The organism is Pseudomonas pharyngis (assembly GCF_021602345.1).
Taxonomy (GTDB): Bacteria; Pseudomonadota; Gammaproteobacteria; order Pseudomonadales; family Pseudomonadaceae; genus Aquipseudomonas; species Aquipseudomonas pharyngis.
In genome coordinates this window covers 39,408-55,130 of the sequence record NZ_BQID01000007.1, presented here as the reverse complement: position 1 = coordinate 55,130, position 15,723 = coordinate 39,408, and the positions used below count along the sequence as shown (strand labels likewise).

Annotated in this window: 19 protein-coding genes; 11 read left to right on the top strand and 8 right to left on the bottom strand. The window is 61.2% G+C overall.

The window, feature by feature from the left end:
• Positions 1 to 13: 13 nt before the first annotated feature.
• From L6D74_RS15735 to L6D74_RS15715, 5 genes are all read right to left on the bottom strand, one after another.
• Positions 14 to 1,036 carry an SIS domain-containing protein gene (locus L6D74_RS15735; protein WP_236189734.1) on the bottom strand — a complete coding sequence of 341 codons (1,023 nt, stop codon included), beginning with the start codon at positions 1,034 to 1,036 and terminating at the stop codon, positions 14 to 16.
• Positions 1,017 to 2,123 (bottom strand): N-acetylglucosamine-6-phosphate deacetylase, encoded by a 1,107-nt coding sequence (gene nagA / locus L6D74_RS15730; protein WP_064593604.1) that lies wholly within the window; start codon positions 2,121 to 2,123, stop codon positions 1,017 to 1,019. Before nagA ends, L6D74_RS15735 begins: the two co-directional genes overlap by 20 nt.
• 30 nt (positions 2,124 to 2,153) lie before the next feature.
• Positions 2,154 to 2,885, bottom strand: coding sequence for a GntR family transcriptional regulator (locus L6D74_RS15725; protein ID WP_064593607.1), 732 nt, complete (start codon positions 2,883 to 2,885; stop codon positions 2,154 to 2,156).
• A gap of 330 nt (positions 2,886 to 3,215) precedes the next feature.
• Complete coding sequence (locus L6D74_RS15720; protein ID WP_007954614.1) at positions 3,216 to 3,731, bottom strand: L,D-transpeptidase family protein; 516 nt, start codon at positions 3,729 to 3,731, stop codon at positions 3,216 to 3,218.
• 102 nt (positions 3,732 to 3,833) lie between these two features.
• Entirely contained in the window at positions 3,834 to 4,385 is a 552-nt protein-coding gene (locus L6D74_RS15715) for an NUDIX hydrolase (protein ID WP_064593610.1), read from the bottom strand.
• 147 nt (positions 4,386 to 4,532) lie between these two features.
• Here L6D74_RS15715 and L6D74_RS15710 point away from each other — a divergent pair, with 147 nt between their 5' ends.
• The 5 genes from L6D74_RS15710 (at position 4,533) to purT (ending at position 7,730) form a co-directional block, all read left to right on the top strand.
• Entirely contained in the window at positions 4,533 to 5,132 is a 600-nt protein-coding gene (locus L6D74_RS15710) for a CoA pyrophosphatase (RefSeq protein ID WP_039769535.1), read from the top strand.
• 47 nt (positions 5,133 to 5,179) lie between these two features.
• Positions 5,180 to 5,704 carry a gamma carbonic anhydrase family protein gene (locus L6D74_RS15705; protein WP_025112181.1) on the top strand — a complete coding sequence of 175 codons (525 nt, stop codon included), beginning with the start codon at positions 5,180 to 5,182 and terminating at the stop codon, positions 5,702 to 5,704.
• Positions 5,701 to 5,916, top strand: coding sequence for a DUF1289 domain-containing protein (locus L6D74_RS15700; RefSeq protein WP_236189732.1), 216 nt, complete (start codon positions 5,701 to 5,703; stop codon positions 5,914 to 5,916). Before L6D74_RS15705 ends, L6D74_RS15700 begins: the two co-directional genes overlap by 4 nt.
• Positions 5,917 to 5,980: 64 nt before the next feature.
• Positions 5,981 to 6,448 (top strand): preQ0 transporter, encoded by a 468-nt coding sequence (locus tag L6D74_RS15695; RefSeq protein ID WP_085611431.1) that lies wholly within the window; start codon positions 5,981 to 5,983, stop codon positions 6,446 to 6,448.
• A 100-nt stretch (positions 6,449 to 6,548) separates the two neighbouring features.
• Positions 6,549 to 7,730 (top strand): formate-dependent phosphoribosylglycinamide formyltransferase, encoded by a 1,182-nt coding sequence (gene purT, locus L6D74_RS15690; protein ID WP_039769540.1) that lies wholly within the window; start codon positions 6,549 to 6,551, stop codon positions 7,728 to 7,730.
• Between the two features lie 46 nt (positions 7,731 to 7,776).
• On the opposite strand, the gene L6D74_RS15685 is transcribed toward purT, so the two are convergent.
• From L6D74_RS15685 to L6D74_RS15675, 3 genes are all read right to left on the bottom strand, one after another.
• Positions 7,777 to 9,093, bottom strand: a complete 1,317-nt coding sequence (locus tag L6D74_RS15685) for an MFS transporter (RefSeq protein WP_064593616.1) — start codon at positions 9,091 to 9,093, stop codon at positions 7,777 to 7,779.
• 235 nt (positions 9,094 to 9,328) lie between these two features.
• A complete protein-coding gene (locus L6D74_RS15680) occupies positions 9,329 to 10,570 on the bottom strand; it encodes a transporter associated domain-containing protein (protein ID WP_236189730.1) in 1,242 nt (413 codons plus the stop codon).
• A 12-nt stretch (positions 10,571 to 10,582) separates the two neighbouring features.
• Positions 10,583 to 11,395, bottom strand: a complete 813-nt coding sequence (locus L6D74_RS15675; protein ID WP_039769548.1) for a cytochrome C assembly family protein — start codon at positions 11,393 to 11,395, stop codon at positions 10,583 to 10,585.
• Positions 11,396 to 11,604: 209 nt separating this feature from the next.
• Between L6D74_RS15675 and ffh the strand changes: the two genes are divergently transcribed.
• The 6 genes from ffh (at position 11,605) to L6D74_RS15645 (ending at position 15,681) form a co-directional block, all read left to right on the top strand.
• Positions 11,605 to 12,981 carry a signal recognition particle protein gene (gene ffh, locus L6D74_RS15670; RefSeq protein WP_064593624.1) on the top strand — a complete coding sequence of 459 codons (1,377 nt, stop codon included), beginning with the start codon at positions 11,605 to 11,607 and terminating at the stop codon, positions 12,979 to 12,981.
• Positions 12,982 to 13,230: 249 nt separating this feature from the next.
• On the top strand, positions 13,231 to 13,482 hold the full coding sequence (rpsP, locus tag L6D74_RS15665) for a 30S ribosomal protein S16 (RefSeq protein WP_003185073.1): 252 nt from the start codon (positions 13,231 to 13,233) through the stop codon (positions 13,480 to 13,482).
• A 5-nt stretch (positions 13,483 to 13,487) separates the two neighbouring features.
• The gene (rimM, locus tag L6D74_RS15660; protein ID WP_011332613.1) at positions 13,488 to 14,024 is read left to right on the top strand and encodes a ribosome maturation factor RimM; all 537 of its coding nucleotides are present in this window, start codon (positions 13,488 to 13,490) and stop codon (positions 14,022 to 14,024) included.
• Positions 14,025 to 14,027: 3 nt separating this feature from the next.
• On the top strand, positions 14,028 to 14,780 hold the full coding sequence (gene trmD, locus L6D74_RS15655) for a tRNA (guanosine(37)-N1)-methyltransferase TrmD (protein ID WP_236189729.1): 753 nt from the start codon (positions 14,028 to 14,030) through the stop codon (positions 14,778 to 14,780).
• Between the two features lie 45 nt (positions 14,781 to 14,825).
• On the top strand, positions 14,826 to 15,176 hold the full coding sequence (gene rplS / locus L6D74_RS15650; RefSeq protein ID WP_003175895.1) for a 50S ribosomal protein L19: 351 nt from the start codon (positions 14,826 to 14,828) through the stop codon (positions 15,174 to 15,176).
• A gap of 91 nt (positions 15,177 to 15,267) precedes the next feature.
• On the top strand, positions 15,268 to 15,681 hold the full coding sequence (locus L6D74_RS15645; RefSeq protein WP_011332614.1) for an acyl-CoA thioesterase: 414 nt from the start codon (positions 15,268 to 15,270) through the stop codon (positions 15,679 to 15,681).
• Positions 15,682 to 15,723: the final 42 nt, after the last annotated feature.

Here is a 15,723-nt window from a genome sequence, read left to right as displayed (position 1 = left end):
GTTCGGTTCGGACTCAGTGCGTACGGGTGACTTTGCTCAGGTGTCGCGGCTGATCCGGGTCCATGCCACGGGCCACGGCCAGACCGGCCGCCATCACGTAGAAACTCTGAATCGCGAGGATCGGATCGAGGGCCGGGTGCTCGGCACGGCTGAGGGTCAGGTCGCGTTCGCTGACGTCATCCGGGGCGGCCAGCAGCACGCGGGCGCCGCGCTGACGCATCTCGGCTGCCAGGCTCAGCAGACCGGCCTGTTCGGCGCCGCGCGGGGCGAACACCAGCAACGGGTAGTGTTCGTCGATCAGGGCCATCGGGCCGTGGCGGACTTCGGCGCTGCTGAAGGCTTCGGCCTGGATCGCCGAGGTTTCCTTGAATTTCAGTGCGGCTTCCTGGGCGATGGCGAAACCGGCGCCACGGCCGATCACCATCAACCGCTCGCAATCGCGCAGGGCGTCGATGGCCAGGCTCCAGTCCTGTTGCGCGGCTTCGCGCAGGCCTTCGGGCAGGGCGTTGTGCGCCTCCAGCAATTCGGCGTCTTCTTTCCAGTGCGCGATCAGACGGGCGCTGGCGCTGAGGGTGGCGATGAAACTCTTGGTCGCGGCGACACTGCTTTCGGTGCCGGCCAGCAATGGCAGGCTGAATTCGCACGCAGCCTCCAGCGGCGAATCGGCGGCGTTGACCATCGACACACTGAGCGCGCCACGCTTGCGCAACAGGCGCAGGCTGTTGACCAGATCCGGGCTCTGGCCCGACTGGGAAAACGCGAACGCAACCTGACCGCTGACCTTCAAAGGCGCCTGTTGCATGGTCACCACCGACATCGGCAACGACGCCACCGGAATCCCCAGTTGCTGCATGGTCAGGTAGGCGAAGTAGCTCGCCGCATGGTCGGAGCTGCCACGGGCAACGGTCATCGCCACTTGCGGCGGTTGACGACGCAGGCGCCCGGCGATCTCGATCATTGGCGAGTCGAGCTGTTGCAGTTGGGCTTGCACGGCCTCGAATGAGGACAGCGCCTCCTCAAGCATTTTTGAAGTCAATGTCTTCTCCTTCGACCATGACGGCGGTCAGTGTGAGTGAGCGATCCAGCCGCACGCAGTCGGCCCAGGCGCCAGGTGCAAGGCGCCCGCGTTCGGTGATGCCGAGGTAGTCGGCGGGGAATTGCGAAAGACGTTGCGAGGCCTCGGCGATCGGCAGACCGATCTTCACCAGATTGCGCAGGGCCTGATCCATGGTCAGGGTGCTGCCCGCCAGGGTGCCATCGGGCAGGCGCACGCCGCCCAGGCATTTGGTGACGGTGTGGCTGCCGAGCTTGTATTCGCCGTCGGGCATGCCGGCGGCGGCGGTCGAATCGGTGACGCAGTACAGGCACGGAATCGAACGCAGGGCCACGCGGATCGCGCCGGGGTGCACGTGCAGCAAATCCGGAATCAGCTCGGCGAATGTGGCGTGGGCGAGGGCGGCGCCGACGATGCCCGGCTCGCGGTGATGCAGCGGGCTCATGGCGTTGTACAAGTGGGTGAAACTGGTGGCGCCGGCTTCGAGGGCGGCGACGCCTTCCTCGTAACTGCCGAGGGTATGACCGATCTGCATGCGGATGCCACGGCTGCTCAATTCACGAATCAAGCCGTCATGACCGGCGATTTCCGGGGCGATGGTGATCACCCGAATCGGCGCCAGTGCCAGATAGTCTTCGACCTCGGCCATCAACGCGGTGTGGGCAAAGTTCGGTTGTGCGCCGAGTTTGCCGGGATTGATGTAGGGGCCTTCGAGGTGAACGCCGAGAACCCGGGCGGCACCTTTCGGGCGCTGTTCACAGAACTCGCCGACTTCCTTGAGCACGCTGGAAATCTCGGCACTCGGCGCGGTCATCGTGGTGGCCAGCAGCGAGGTGGTGCCGAAGCGCACGTGGGTCTTGGTGATGGTCTCGAAGGCGCTGGCGCCCTCCATGATGTCCTTGCCGCCACCGCCGTGGACGTGCAGGTCGATGAAACCCGGCAGCAGATACGGCAAGTCATTGGTCGCCGGATCGCAAGGCTCGCCTTCGATCGACACGACTCTGCCGTGTTCGTGGATCAGCCGGCCGCGAATCCAGCCGTCAGCGGTGAGGATGTTGTCTTCAGACATTTCGCTTCTCTCGTTTGGCCTGGCTGCTGATCAGCGGCGAAGCTCTGCAACAAAGTCGTAGTAGTCGTTGCGGCAATAGGTGTCGGTGACTTCGATCGGCGTGTTGTCTTCCAGATAGCCGACCCGGGTCATCAGCAGCATCGCGGTGCCGGGGGCGATGCCGACCAGTGCGGCGAACTCGTCCGAGGCATTGATGGCCTGGATGTGCTGCAAGGCGCGCACGATCGGCTTGCCGATGCTGTCGAGGTGTTCGTAGAGGGAATCGCCCACCACCTGTGGCTTGGGCATGATCGAGGCGGGCAGGGTGCTCATCTCGATGGCCATCACGGTGTCGTCGGCCTTGCGCAGGCGTTTCATGCGCGCGACCTTGTCGTTCGGCGACAGGCCGAGGCGGATCAATTCTTCGTGGGTCGGCAGGGTGATTTCCCGCTCCAGCCATTGCGAGCTGGGCACGAAGCCCTTGAGGCGCAGCATTTCGCTGAAACCCGACAGACGCGACAGCGGTTGTTCAAGGCGTGGGGTGATGAAAGTGCCGGAACCTTGCAGGCGGCGGATCAAACCTTGGTCGAGCAGGACTTCCAGCGCCTTGCGCGCGGTGACCCGGGAAATCCCCAGCATTTCGCTGAGACTGCGCTCCGACGGCATCGCCTGTTCGGCTTTCCACTGGCCGGCATGGATCGCCGCTTCCAGATTGCGCGCCAGTTGCAGGTACAGCGGCGTCGGCTGGGAGTCGTCGGGACGTAGGGCGTGGAGGTCGTTCATGTAAGGCTTTTCCGGCGCTGATATAGGATTGTTGTCGCTCGGTTGTCGGGCGAAAACTAATACCACTTGCATACCATGTCAACGCGTCGGAAATGCCTGTAGGCCTATGGTTTCGAGGGTTTCAAGGTGGGTGGTTTCAAGTGGTATTAGAGGTGGACTGTAAAACGCAAAAGATCGCAGTCTGCGGCCGTTCTGGCGGGTGAAAGTGGTATCACCGTTCAGGCCTGGCCGCAGGCTGCGATCTTTTGAATTTATTTTTTACGGGCGACCAATGGTCAGGAGAAAGGGCCGCTTCGCGGCCCGGAGGGAACAGGTGCCCTGGTTACGGAATCAGGGGCGGATTTCGATCATCGTGCCATCCGGCACCAGGTTCCAGACTTCGCGCATGTCGACGTTGCGCATGGCAATGCAGCCGTCGGTCCAGTCCAGGGTGTGGAACAGTTGTTCGGGATTGTCCTCGGAGTCCGGCGTGCCGTGGATCATGATCATTCCGCCAGGCTCGACGCCTTCGCGGCGGGCGCGGGCGGAGTCGCTGATGTTCGGGTAGGAGATGTGCATCGACAGGTTGAATTTGTCGCTGGTCTTGCGCCAGTCGATCCAATAGAAACCTTCCGGCGTGCGTTTGTCGCCTTCAATCAGTTTCGGGCCTTTTTTCGCGCCTTTGCCCAAGGAAATGCGATAGCTCTTGAGGGGCTTGCCGTCGGCGATCAACTGCAGTTGATGAGCCGATTTGAGCACCAGTACTTTTTCGATGAGCGGGGTGTTCGATGGCGTCACAGTGGTCACGAATGACGCTTGGGAGACGGTGACGAACGACAGGCAGAACAGGGCAAGCAACCAGCGCATTGAAACGATTCCCCAGAAATGAAGCAGATACTTTATTTATAGATAGTGTGCAGGCGCTGTCGCGGGCTGCGTAAGCCGGTTATCGGCCGGCCATCGTCGAAATCAAGTGATGGCCGGTTGAGTGAGCGGCGGGATCGATTCGGAGCGCACCGGATAGACCTCGACGCGCCGGTCAGCGAAAAAGCATTCAAGGGTCCGGCCCACCGTACGGAACGCCAGTTCGTCCCAGGGAATGTCGGCTTCGTCGAACAGTTGTACTTCCAGGCTTTCGGGGCCGGCGGCGAAGTCCAGATCTGCCAGCTCGGCGCGGAAAAACACATGCACCTGGCTGATGTGCGGCACGTCGATCAGGGTGTAGATGCTCAGGTTGCGCACCCGGGCGCAGGCTTCCTCGGCGGTTTCGCGGATGGCGGCCTGTTCGATGGTCTCGCCGTTCTCCATGAAACCGGCAGGCAGCGTCCAGTAACCGAGGCGTGGCTCGATGGCGCGGCGACACAGCAGGACCTTGGTGCCCCAGGTCGGTACACAACCGGCCACGATATTGGGGTTCTGGTAGTGAATCGTCTGACAGCTGTCGCAGACGAATCGCAGCCGCGAGTCGCCTTCGGGAATGCGCTGGGTCACCGGGTTGCCGCACTGGCTGCAAAATTTCATGCTGGGGTTCCTGAATGCTGCGCCTATCTTGGCGTGCAGCGGTGTCAGTCGGCAAGTTGTCGTTTCGCGACATGACCCCCGTTCGGGGGTTGGGCGGTCGCAATGATTGGTGCATGATGCAGGGTAAGGCACCGATCGAGAACACTTATGCTGGACGAGCTACTGCACCGGGTAAGCAATCACACGCCGCGCACGCTGGAGACCGACACGCGTTTCCCCGAGGCCGCTGTCCTGGTGCCGATTACTCGCAGTGACGAACCCGAGCTTGTCCTCACCCTGCGGGCCAGCGGTCTCTCGACCCACGGCGGCGAAGTCGCCTTCCCCGGTGGACGACGCGATCCCGAAGACCCGGACCTGGTGTTTACCGCCCTGCGTGAAGCCGAAGAGGAAATCGGCCTGCCGCCGGGACTGGTTGAAGTGATCGGTCCGCTCAGCCCGCTGATTTCCCTGCATGGCATCAAGGTCACTCCGTATGTCGGGGTGATTCCCGATTTTGTCGAATACCAGGCCAATGATGCCGAGATCGCTGCGGTGTTCAGTGTGCCGCTGGAGTTCTTCCGCAAGGATCCGCGCGAACACACCCATCGCATCGACTATCAGGGACGCAGTTGGTACGTGCCGAGCTACCGTTACGGCGAATACAAGATCTGGGGGCTGACGGCGATCATGATCGTCGAGTTGATCAACCTGCTCTATGACGCCAGAATCAGCCTGCATCAACCGCCCAAAAGCTTCATCAATACCTGAAGCCATCGTTCGAATGGCCAGCCACCGTGAGCCCTGAGGAAAACAAGATGAAATACCGCCTGGGCGACGCCCGTGTCGACACCCATCCGCAGAGCTGGGTCGCCCCCAATGCCGTGCTGGTGGGCAAGGTCAGACTGGAAGAGGGTGCCAACGTCTGGTTCAACGCCGTGTTGCGCGGCGACAACGAACTGATCCTGATCGGCAAGAACAGCAACGTCCAGGATGGCACCGTGATGCACACCGACATGGGCTATCCGCTGACCATCGGCACCGGCGTGACCATCGGCCACAACGCCATGCTCCACGGCTGCACGGTCGGCGACTACAGCCTGATTGGCATCAACGCGGTCATCCTCAACGGCGCGAAGATCGGCAAGAACTGCATCATCGGCGCCAACTCGCTGATCGGCGAAGGCAAGGAGATTCCTGACGGCTCGCTGGTGATGGGCTCGCCGGGCAAGGTGGTGCGCGAACTCACCGAGCCGCAGAAGAAGATGCTCGAAGCCAGTGCCGCGCACTATGTGCATAACTCCCAGCGCTACGCGCGCGATCTGGTCGAGCAGGAAGAATGACAACCCAGGAAAAACCTGTCGCCTCGCCATGCGTGAGCATTTGCGCGCTGGACGAAGACGACATTTGCACCGGTTGCCAGCGCACAGTCGAGGAGATCACTCGCTGGAGCCGGATGACGAATGATGAACGCCGGGTTGTACTCGGGCTCTGCCATGAGCGGGCGAAGGCCAGTGGCCTGGTCTGGATGATCGGCAAAACGCCAGGGCAATAACCGATTTGATTGGCGTCATCGAAGGGCTGAAGTAACCTGTGCGCCAAATTGACAGGTCACGCCCATGATTTTCCTCATCGCTTACATCAGCAGCGTCGTGCTGATCAACTTCGCCTTTTCCACTGCGCCGCACCTGGACATCATCTGGTCGGCCTGGGGCGGGCTGGTGTTCGTGCTGCGCGACATGGTGCAGACCCGTTTCGGTCATGGCGCGATCGTGGCGATGCTGGCGGCACTGGTGCTGTCTTATGTCACGTCCGATCCATCGATTGCGCTGGCCAGCGCCACGGCATTCGCGGTCTCGGAGTGCATCGACTGGCTGGTATTCACCATCACCAAGCGCCCGTTGCGCGACCGCTTGTGGATCAGTTCGGCGCTGAGCATTCCCCTCGATACTTTCATCTTCTTTGGCATGATCGACCTGCTGACACCGCCGGTGCTCATCACCGCGCTGGCCTCGAAGTTTGCCGGTGTTACCGCCGTCTGGCTGATCATGGCCTGGCGCGAACGCAAACAGGCTGTCGCCGGCTGAAGCCAAACCCTCAGGTTCATGTAAAATGCCGCGCTTTCTCCCCATGGAAAGCACGTCTGGCGTTGCTTTCCTCGATGATCCGCTTCTTTGAGGACCTGAGATGACCCGTATCGGAACTCCATTGTCGCCGACCGCGACCCGCGTATTGCTGTGTGGCTGTGGTGAGTTGGGCAAGGAAGTGGTGATCGAGCTGCAACGCCTGGGCGTTGAAGTGATCGCCGTTGACCGTTACGCCAATGCGCCGGCCATGCAGGTTGCCCATCGCAGCCACGTGATCAACATGCTCGACGGCGCCGCCCTGCGTGCAGTGATCGAAGCCGAGAAGCCGCACTTCATCGTGCCGGAAATCGAAGCCATCGCCACCGCCACTCTGGTCGAACTGGAAGCCGAAGGCTTCACCGTGATCCCGACCGCTCGCGCCGCGCAACTGACCATGAACCGCGAAGGCATCCGTCGTCTGGCTGCCGAAGAGCTGGACCTGCCGACTTCGCCGTACCACTTCGCCGACACCTTCGAGGATTACAGCAAGGCCGTTCAGGACCTCGGCTTTCCGTGCGTCGTAAAACCGGTGATGAGTTCGTCGGGCAAGGGCCAGAGCCTGCTGCGCAGCGCCGATGACGTGCAGAAAGCCTGGGATTACGCGCAAGAGGGTGGTCGCGCCGGCAAAGGTCGGGTGATCATCGAAGGCTTCATCGATTTCGACTACGAAATCACTCTGCTGACCGTGCGTCACGTCGGCGGCACGACGTTCTGTGCTCCGGTCGGCCACCGTCAGGAGAAGGGCGACTATCAGGAATCCTGGCAGCCACAGGCCATGAGCCCGGTGGCGCTGGCTGAATCCGAGCGCGTAGCCAAAGCCGTGACCGAAGCGTTGGGCGGCCGTGGCCTGTTCGGCGTCGAGCTGTTCATCAAGGGCGATCAGGTGTGGTTCAGCGAAGTGTCGCCGCGCCCGCACGACACTGGTCTGGTGACCCTGATTTCCCAGGACCTGTCGCAGTTCGCCCTGCACGCCCGGGCGATCCTCGGCCTGCCTGTGCCGCTGATCCGTCAGTTCGGTCCATCGGCCTCGGCGGTGATTCTGGTGGAAGGTCAGTCGACCCAGACCGCATTCGCCAACCTCGGTGCTGCACTGAGCGAGCCGGATACCGCGCTGCGTCTGTTTGGCAAGCCTGAAGTCAACGGTCAGCGCCGCATGGGTGTTGCACTGGCCCGCGACGAGTCGATTGAAGCTGCTCGTGCCAAAGCGACCCGTGCTTCCCAGGCTGTTGTTGTAGAGCTGTAATCACGCCATCTGATCGCTCCCGCCCGCGCGGGAGCGATCTTTGCGCTTACACCACCTGATTCAGGTCGTTATTGCGCGTCTCCTTCAGGCACAGCACAGCGATCAGGCTGAGCACCGCGGCCGCCGACACATACCCGCCGACGTAACTCAAACCGCCCATCGCCACCAGTTTCTGCGCGAAGAACGGCGCCGCCGAGGCCCCGACAATCCCGCCGAGGTTGTAGGCCGCCGATGCGCCGGTATACCGCACGTGCGTCGGGAACAGTTCCGGCAGCAGAGCGCCCATCGGGGCGAATGTCACGCCCATCAGGAACAGCTCGATGCACAGGAACAGGGCCACGCCCCAGGTCGATCCCTGAGTCAGCAACGGCTCCATCAGAAATCCGGAAAGAATCGCCAGCACACCGCCGACGATCAGCACCGGTTTGCGTCCGTAACGATCACTGGCCCATGCCGACAGCGGCGTCGCGGCCGCCATGAACAGCACCGCGAAGCACAGCAGTCCGAGGAAAGTCTCGCGGCTGTAACCCAATGTGGATACGCCATAGCTCAGGGAAAACACGGTCGAGATGTAGAACAGCGCGTAACACACCACCATGGCGGCGGCGCCCAGCAGCGTCGGTGCCCAGTATTGGCTGAACAGCTCGACCAGCGGCACTTTCACTCGTTCCTGGCGGGCAATGGCATTGGCGAACACCGGGGTTTCGTGAAGCTTGAGGCGCACGTACAGCCCGACCATCACCAGCACGGCGCTGAGCAGGAACGGAATCCGCCAGCCCCAGCTGCGGAATTGATCGTCGCTCAGGCTCATGGCCAGGGTCAGGAACAGGCCGTTGGCGGCCAGAAAACCAATCGACGGGCCGAGTTGCGGGAACATGCCGAACCACGCCCGTTTGCCTTTCGGGGCGTTTTCGGTCGCCAGCAGCGCCGCGCCACCCCACTCGCCCCCCAATCCCAGGCCCTGGCCGAAGCGCAGCACGCAGAGCAGGATCGGTGCCCAGGCGCCGATACTGTCATAACCCGGCAGCACGCCGATCAGCGTGGTGCAGACACCCATCAGCAGCAGTGAGGCCACCAGCGTGGATTTACGGCCAATGCGGTCGCCGAAGTGGCCGAACAGCGCCGAGCCCAGCGGTCGTGCAAGGAAGGCGATGCCGAAGGTCAGGAAGGCGGAGAGCATCTGCGCCGTGCCGGAGGTCTGCGGGAAGAACACCGGCCCGATCACCAGCGCGGCAGCGGTGGCGTAGACGTAGAAATCGTAGAACTCGATGGCCGTGCCGATGAAACTCGCCGTGGCCACGCGGGTGGCGGAGTTGGTCGGTTGGGCGGGCGAGGTGTCGCTGTAAGCGGTACTGGTCGTCATGCGGTGATCCCTGACAGTCATGAGCTCCGTTGGAGCGAATTATTATGGTCGAACACCCAGGGATGTGGGATGAGGCGCGATCGCTGCTTCAGGTAGGAACAGTCGTCGGTGTGATGCGGATATTGCCGATGAACCGGCCGGAACCAGTCGGGTGCGGGGTAAGCACGCGGTTCGGCGGGGCTTGGGTAAGCACCGCGATTATAGGAAGGTGGCTAACGATTGAACAAGGGGCTGCCTAGCGGACAGGGGCGAGCGCAGGGGCCGAGGAGGTGTGCCAGATCAGGACCTTGCTGACCCGGTTCTCTTCGGTCTCGAGAATCTCCAGCCGGTAGCGGCCGATCTTCAGGCAGACCGCGCTTTCCGGGATGGTTTCCAGCGCTTCGGTCACCAGGCCGTTGAGGGTCCGGGGGCCGTCGCTGGGCAGGTGCCAGCCCAGGCATTTGTTCAGTTCGCGGATCGACGCGGCGCCGTCGATCACCATGCGGCCATCGGCTTGTGGGTGGATGTGCGGGTTGTCGAGGCTGTGCTCGCTTTCGAATTCGCCGACGATCTCTTCGAGAATGTCTTCCAGGGTGACAATCCCCAGCACTTCGCCGTACTCGTCCACCACCATGCCCAGCCGCCGCTGCTGCTTGTGGAAGTTCAGCAGCTGCAGTTGCAGCGGGGTGCTTTCGGGAACGAAGTAGGGCTCGTAACTGGCCGCCAGCAAGGCTTCGCGGGTCAGGTTGCCATTGTCCAGCAAATGGCGGACCTGCCGGGTGTTGAGCACCGCCTCGACCTGATTGATATCGCTGTGAAACAGCGGCAGACGAGTACGACGGTTGTGGCGCAGTTGCTCGGTGATTTCTTCGATCGGATCGTCGAGGTTGATGCCGTCGACATCGCTGCGCGGCACCAGAATGTCGTTGACCGTGATGTTATCCAGCGCATGGATGCCCGAAACCGGGTGCGGGCGCACTGGATGATCGGGGTCATCATGACGCTCCGCCGGCACATCGTCTTCGCTTTGTTGCACCACCTGGGCCTTGCGGATGAACGGGCGCATCAGCAAACCACTGACGCGGCTGAGCAGCCAGGCAAGCGGGTAAATGACCTTCAGCGGTACTGCCAGCAGCGTATTGCCGAACGACAGCACCGCATCCGGATAACGCTGGGCAAGGGCGCGGGGGAAATAGTCGGCAAAAACCAGCAGCAGGGCGCCGGCGCCAAGGCAAGCCGCCCAGGGGCCGTTTTCTTCACAGAGAAAGATTGCCAGCAGCGTGGCCAGAATGACGGCGAGGGCGCGGCACAGGGTATTGCAGAGGATCAGGCTGTCGAGCGGGAAGCTGAGCCTGGCCAAGGGCTTGTCGCTGGCGCGGGATGCGGTGCGTTGCGCGAGCAGGTGCTGTTGCGCCGCTTCGACGGCGGTAAACAGCCCTGACCAGAGAATCAGCAGGACAAATACCGCGAGCATCGGCCCTATGGGCAAACCGTCCATTTATGCCGCCCGTCAGATGTGCAGGATGTATTCACGGACCAGTTTGCTGCCGAAATACGCGAGCATCAGCAGGCAGAAACCGGCGAGGGTCCAGCGGATTGCCTTGTGTCCGCGCCAGCCGAGGCGGTTACGGCCCCACAGCAGGACGCTGAACACGATCCAGGCCAGGCAGGCCAGCAGGGTTTTATGCACCAGGTGCTGGGCAAACAGGTTCTCGACGAACAGCCAGCCGGAGATCAACGACAGCGACAGCAGCGTCCAGCCAGCCCAGAGGAAGCCGAACAGCAGGCTTTCCATGGTTTGTAGTGGCGGGAAGTTCTTGATCAGCCCGGACGGGTGCTTGTGCTTGAGCTGATGATCCTGCACCAGCAGCAACAAGGCCTGGAACACCGCGATGGTGAACATGCCGTAGGCGAGGATCGACAACAGGATGTGCGCGAGGATGCCCGGTTCTTCATCGATGATCTGCACCGTACCGGCCGGCGCGAACTGCGCCAGCAGCACCGTGATCGCACCCAGCGGGAACAGCAGCACCAGCAGGTTTTCCACCGGAATCCGCGAGCAGGCGAGCAGGGTCAGGGCAATGACCGCCGCAGCGATCAGGCTCGAAGCGCTGAAGAAATCCAGGCCCAGACCGATCGGCGTCAATAAATGCGTAAGCAGGCTGGCGCTGTGGGCCAGCACGGCGAGAACGCCGAGCGAGACCAGCAGGCGCTTGTTGGCCTTGGCGCCGGTGGCCAGGCGGGTGCCCTGATAGAGGGTCGCAGCGGCGTAGAGAAGGGCGGCGGCGAGGGTGGTCAGCAAACTCGGTGACAAGGGGAGCATAAATCCTGTTAGGCAAGCCCGAAAGGGGCTGAGTTTGGCATAGAACCGCCGTTGCACGAAAGACCGGCAAGCTGACAGCGAGGTGTCCGCCAGCCGCAGTCTTCGCTATAATCCGCGACCTGCCCACGCCGCAGGCTCGCCGAGCACATGTTGATTCCGGTCTGGGCCGCCATTATCCCGGTCTACACAGGGCCTGAAAGGATCGCGCAATGTTTGAAAACTTAACCGACCGTCTCTCGCAGACGCTGCGCCATGTCACCGGCAAGGCGAAGCTGACCGAGGACAATATCAAAGACACCCTGCGCGAAGTGCGCATGGCGTTGCTCGAGGCCGACGTCGCCCTGCCGGTGGTCAAGGACTTCGTCAATTCGGTCAAGGAGCGCGCTGTCGGCACCGAGGTGTCGCGCAGCCTGACGCCGGGCCAGGCGTTTGTGAAGATCGTCCAGGCCGAACTCGAAAGCCTGATGGGCGCGGCCAACGAAGACCTGAACCTGAGCGCCGTGCCGCCCGCCGTCATTCTGATGGCCGGTCTGCAGGGCGCGGGTAAAACCACCACCGCCGGCAAACTGGCGCGCTTCCTTAAAGAGCGCAAGAAAAAGTCGGTCATGGTCGTGTCGGCGGACATCTACCGTCCTGCTGCTATTAAACAGCTGGAAACCCTGGCCAACGACATCGGCGTGACGTTCTTCCCGTCCGACCTGAGCCAGAAACCGGTCGACATCGCCAACGCAGCTATTAAAGAAGCAAAACTGAAATTCATCGACGTGGTCATCGTCGACACCGCCGGTCGTCTGCACATCGATGAAGAAATGATGGGCGAGATCAAGGCGCTGCATGCCGCGATCAATCCGGTTGAAACCCTGTTCGTGGTCGACGCCATGACCGGTCAGGACGCGGCCAACACGGCCAAGGCCTTCGGTGATGCGCTGCCGCTGACCGGTGTGATCCTGACCAAGGTCGACGGTGATGCCCGTGGCGGTGCCGCGCTGTCCGTTCGCGCGATCACCGGCAAGCCGATCAAGTTCATCGGTATGGGCGAGAAGAGCGAAGCGCTCGATCCGTTCCACCCTGAGCGTATCGCCTCGCGAATCCTCGGCATGGGCGACGTGCTCAGCCTGATCGAACAGGCTGAAGCGACCCTCGACAAGGACAAGGCCGACAAGCTTGCCAAGAAGCTGAAGAAGGGCAAGGGCTTCGACCTCGAAGACTTCCGCGATCAGCTGCAACAGATGAAGAACATGGGCGGCCTCGGCGGGCTCATGGACAAGCTGCCGAGCATCGGCGGTGTCAATCTCTCGCAAATGGGCAATGCCCAGAGCGCCGCAGAGAAGCAGTTCAAACAGATGGAAGCCATCATCAATTCCATGACCCCGGCCGAGCGCCGCGACCCTGAGCTGATCAGCGGTTCGCGCAAGCGTCGGATCGCCATGGGTTCCGGCACCCAGGTGCAGGACATCGGTCGCTTGATCAAGCAGCACAAGCAGATGCAGAAGATGATGAAGAAATTCTCCGCCAAGGGCGGAATGGCGAAAATGATGCGCGGCATGGGCGGAATGTTGCCCGGCGGCGGCATGCCAAAGATGTAAAAGAACTCGCCGGTCGTCGCACCGGCGCAGTCCCGCAAGGAAGCGGGATCCACAGCAAACCCGCACTCGGCGGGAGCTGACTGGCCGTTTTGAACGACGGCCCCATATGCAAATCTGCACGGCATGCCACAGGCGCCGGAAAAAGTCATTTGCAAAAGTCCGGATATTCCTTAGAATATGCGGCCTTTCGGGCACCCATGCCCGCTGTGCATTTAGATTTGCAGCACCGACTACAGGAACGATGTTCACATGCTAACAATCCGTCTTGCCCTTGGCGGCTCCAAAAAGCGCCCGTTTTACCACCTGACCGTAACCGACTCCCGCAACCCGCGTGACGGTTCCCACAAAGAACAGGTTGGCTTCTTCAACCCTGTTGCCCGTGGTCAGGAAATCCGTCTGTCCGTGAACCAAGAGCGCGTTGCCTACTGGCTGAGCGTTGGTGCACAGCCTTCTGAGCGTGTTGCTCAGTTGCTGAAGGAATCTGCCAAGGCTGCAGCCTGAGCAGTATGAGCGCGACGCCAGAAAAAGCTGATGACCTGATCGTTGTCGGCAAGATTTTTTCGGTTCACGGCGTTCGCGGCGAGGTGAAGGTCTTTTCCTTTACCGATCCGATTGAAAACCTGTTGGGCTATCGCAACTGGACGCTTCGGCGCGAAGGCGTGGTGAAACAGGTCGAGCTGGTCAGCGGCCGATCCACTCAAAAGGATCTGGTTGTGAAGCTCAAAGGCCTCGACGATCGCGATGAAGCCCGTCTTCTGAGCGGTTACGAGATTTGCATCCCGCGAAGCCTTTTGCCCGACCTGACCGCCGACGAGTACTACTGGTACCAGTTGGAAGGTCTGAGCGTCATCAACCAGGACGAACAATTGTTCGGCAAGGTTGATCACCTGTTGGAGACCGGCGCGAACGATGTATTGGTGGTCAAGCCCTGCGTTGGCAGCCTGGATGATCGCGAGCGGTTGTTGCCCTATACGGAGCAATGCGTGCTGGCAATCGACCTGGAAGCAGGCGTGATGAGGGTGGAATGGGACGCGGACTTCTAAGCAATGGCCAGCCTGCGCGTAGACGTCATTACGCTGTTCCCCGAGATGTTCTCGGCCATCAGTGAGTACGGCATTACCAGTCGTGCGGTCAAACAGGGGCTCTTGCAGCTGACCTGTTGGAATCCGCGGGATTACACGACGGATCGACATCACACTGTGGACGATCGCCCGTTTGGCGGTGGTCCGGGCATGGTGATGAAGATCAAGCCCCTGGAAGATGCTCTGGTTCAGGCCAAGGCAGCAGCCGGGGAGGCGGTGAAGGTGATTTACCTGTCCCCCCAAGGCCGTCAACTGACTCAGTCGGCGGTACGCGAACTGGCGAAATCGGATGCATTGATCCTGATTGCCGGTCGCTATGAAGGCATTGACGAGCGCTTTATTGAGGCTCATGTCGATGAAGAGTGGTCGATTGGTGACTATGTGTTGTCTGGCGGCGAGCTGCCGGCCATGGTCATGATCGATGCGGTTACACGACTGCTGCCCGGAGCTTTAGGGCATGCGGATTCCGCTGAGGAAGATTCCTTTACGGATGGTCTGCTGGATTGCCCGCACTACACCCGACCTGAGGTGTATGCGGATCAGCGTGTTCCCGACGTGTTGCTGAGTGGCAATCACGCGCATATCCGGCGTTGGCGTTTACAGCAGTCCCTTGGTAGGACCTATGAACGACGCGCCGATCTTCTGGAAAGCCGCTCGCTTTCTGGAGAAGAGAAGAAGCTGCTCGAGGAATACATCCGCGAGCGGGACGATAGTTAACAACGTATCGATGGTAGATCAGACGATTTACCTTAGGAGCACAGCATGACCAACAAAATCATCCTTGCACTCGAAGCAGAGCAGATGACCAAAGAAATCCCTACCTTTGCCCCAGGCGACACCATCGTCGTTCAGGTGAAAGTGAAGGAAGGCGATCGTTCCCGTCTGCAAGCGTTCGAAGGCGTTGTCATCGCCAAGCGTAACCGCGGCGTGAACAGTGCGTTCACCGTTCGTAAAATCTCCAACGGTGTTGGCGTAGAACGTACTTTCCAGACCTACTCCCCGCAAATCGACAGCATGGCTGTCAAGCGTCGCGGTGACGTACGTAAAGCCAAGCTGTACTACCTGCGCGACCTGTCGGGTAAAGCAGCTCGCATCAAGGAAAAACTGGCTTAAGTCCAGCTTCCGATGCAGAAAAAAGCAGCCTACGGGCTGCTTTTTTGTTGCCCGCAATTTATCCACCGCATTTCTGTTTCAGGCCTGACCCATGACCCCTCGCGAGCAAGAAATCGAACGCCGCACCGAACTCTCGGTGACCCGCGTGACCAAGGCGGTTTTCCCGCCGACCACCAACCACCACAACACCCTGTTCGGCGGCACCGCGCTGGCCTGGATGGACGAAGTGTCCTTCATCACCGCCACCCGGTTTTGCCGTTTGCCGCTGGTGACCGTGTCGACCGATCGCATCGACTTCAATCACGCGATCCCGGCAGGTTCCATCGTCGAACTGGTTGGGCGGGTGATCAAGGTCGGCAACACCAGCCTCAAGGTCGAGGTGGAAGTGTTCGTCGAAAGCATGAGCTGCGACGGACGTGAGAAAGCCATTCACGGGCAGTTCAGCTTTGTTGCGATTGATGATGACAAGCGTCCGGTGCCGGTGCTGCCGGGTTTCGCGGCCTGATCCAGCACCGAGTCGCGGCATTCGCGGGCAAGCCCGCTCCCA

Coding starts and splice junctions, on each gene's coding strand:
- nagA (WP_064593604.1), bottom strand. CDS start 2,123: ATGTCTGAAGACAACATCCTCACCGCTGACGGCTGGATTCGCGGCCGG.
- L6D74_RS15725 (WP_064593607.1), bottom strand. CDS start 2,885: ATGAACGACCTCCACGCCCTACGTCCCGACGACTCCCAGCCGACGCCG.
- L6D74_RS15720 (WP_007954614.1), bottom strand. CDS start 3,731: ATGCGCTGGTTGCTTGCCCTGTTCTGCCTGTCGTTCGTCACCGTCTCC.
- L6D74_RS15715 (WP_064593610.1), bottom strand. CDS start 4,385: ATGAAATTTTGCAGCCAGTGCGGCAACCCGGTGACCCAGCGCATTCCC.
- L6D74_RS15710 (WP_039769535.1), top strand. CDS start 4,533: ATGCTGGACGAGCTACTGCACCGGGTAAGCAATCACACGCCGCGCACG.
- L6D74_RS15705 (WP_025112181.1), top strand. CDS start 5,180: ATGAAATACCGCCTGGGCGACGCCCGTGTCGACACCCATCCGCAGAGC.
- L6D74_RS15700 (WP_236189732.1), top strand. CDS start 5,701: ATGACAACCCAGGAAAAACCTGTCGCCTCGCCATGCGTGAGCATTTGC.
- L6D74_RS15695 (WP_085611431.1), top strand. CDS start 5,981: ATGATTTTCCTCATCGCTTACATCAGCAGCGTCGTGCTGATCAACTTC.
- purT (WP_039769540.1), top strand. CDS start 6,549: ATGACCCGTATCGGAACTCCATTGTCGCCGACCGCGACCCGCGTATTG.
- L6D74_RS15685 (WP_064593616.1), bottom strand. CDS start 9,093: ATGACGACCAGTACCGCTTACAGCGACACCTCGCCCGCCCAACCGACC.
- L6D74_RS15680 (WP_236189730.1), bottom strand. CDS start 10,570: ATGGACGGTTTGCCCATAGGGCCGATGCTCGCGGTATTTGTCCTGCTG.
- L6D74_RS15675 (WP_039769548.1), bottom strand. CDS start 11,395: ATGCTCCCCTTGTCACCGAGTTTGCTGACCACCCTCGCCGCCGCCCTT.
- ffh (WP_064593624.1), top strand. CDS start 11,605: ATGTTTGAAAACTTAACCGACCGTCTCTCGCAGACGCTGCGCCATGTC.
- rpsP (WP_003185073.1), top strand. CDS start 13,231: ATGCTAACAATCCGTCTTGCCCTTGGCGGCTCCAAAAAGCGCCCGTTT.
- rimM (WP_011332613.1), top strand. CDS start 13,488: ATGAGCGCGACGCCAGAAAAAGCTGATGACCTGATCGTTGTCGGCAAG.
- trmD (WP_236189729.1), top strand. CDS start 14,028: ATGGCCAGCCTGCGCGTAGACGTCATTACGCTGTTCCCCGAGATGTTC.
- rplS (WP_003175895.1), top strand. CDS start 14,826: ATGACCAACAAAATCATCCTTGCACTCGAAGCAGAGCAGATGACCAAA.
- L6D74_RS15645 (WP_011332614.1), top strand. CDS start 15,268: ATGACCCCTCGCGAGCAAGAAATCGAACGCCGCACCGAACTCTCGGTG.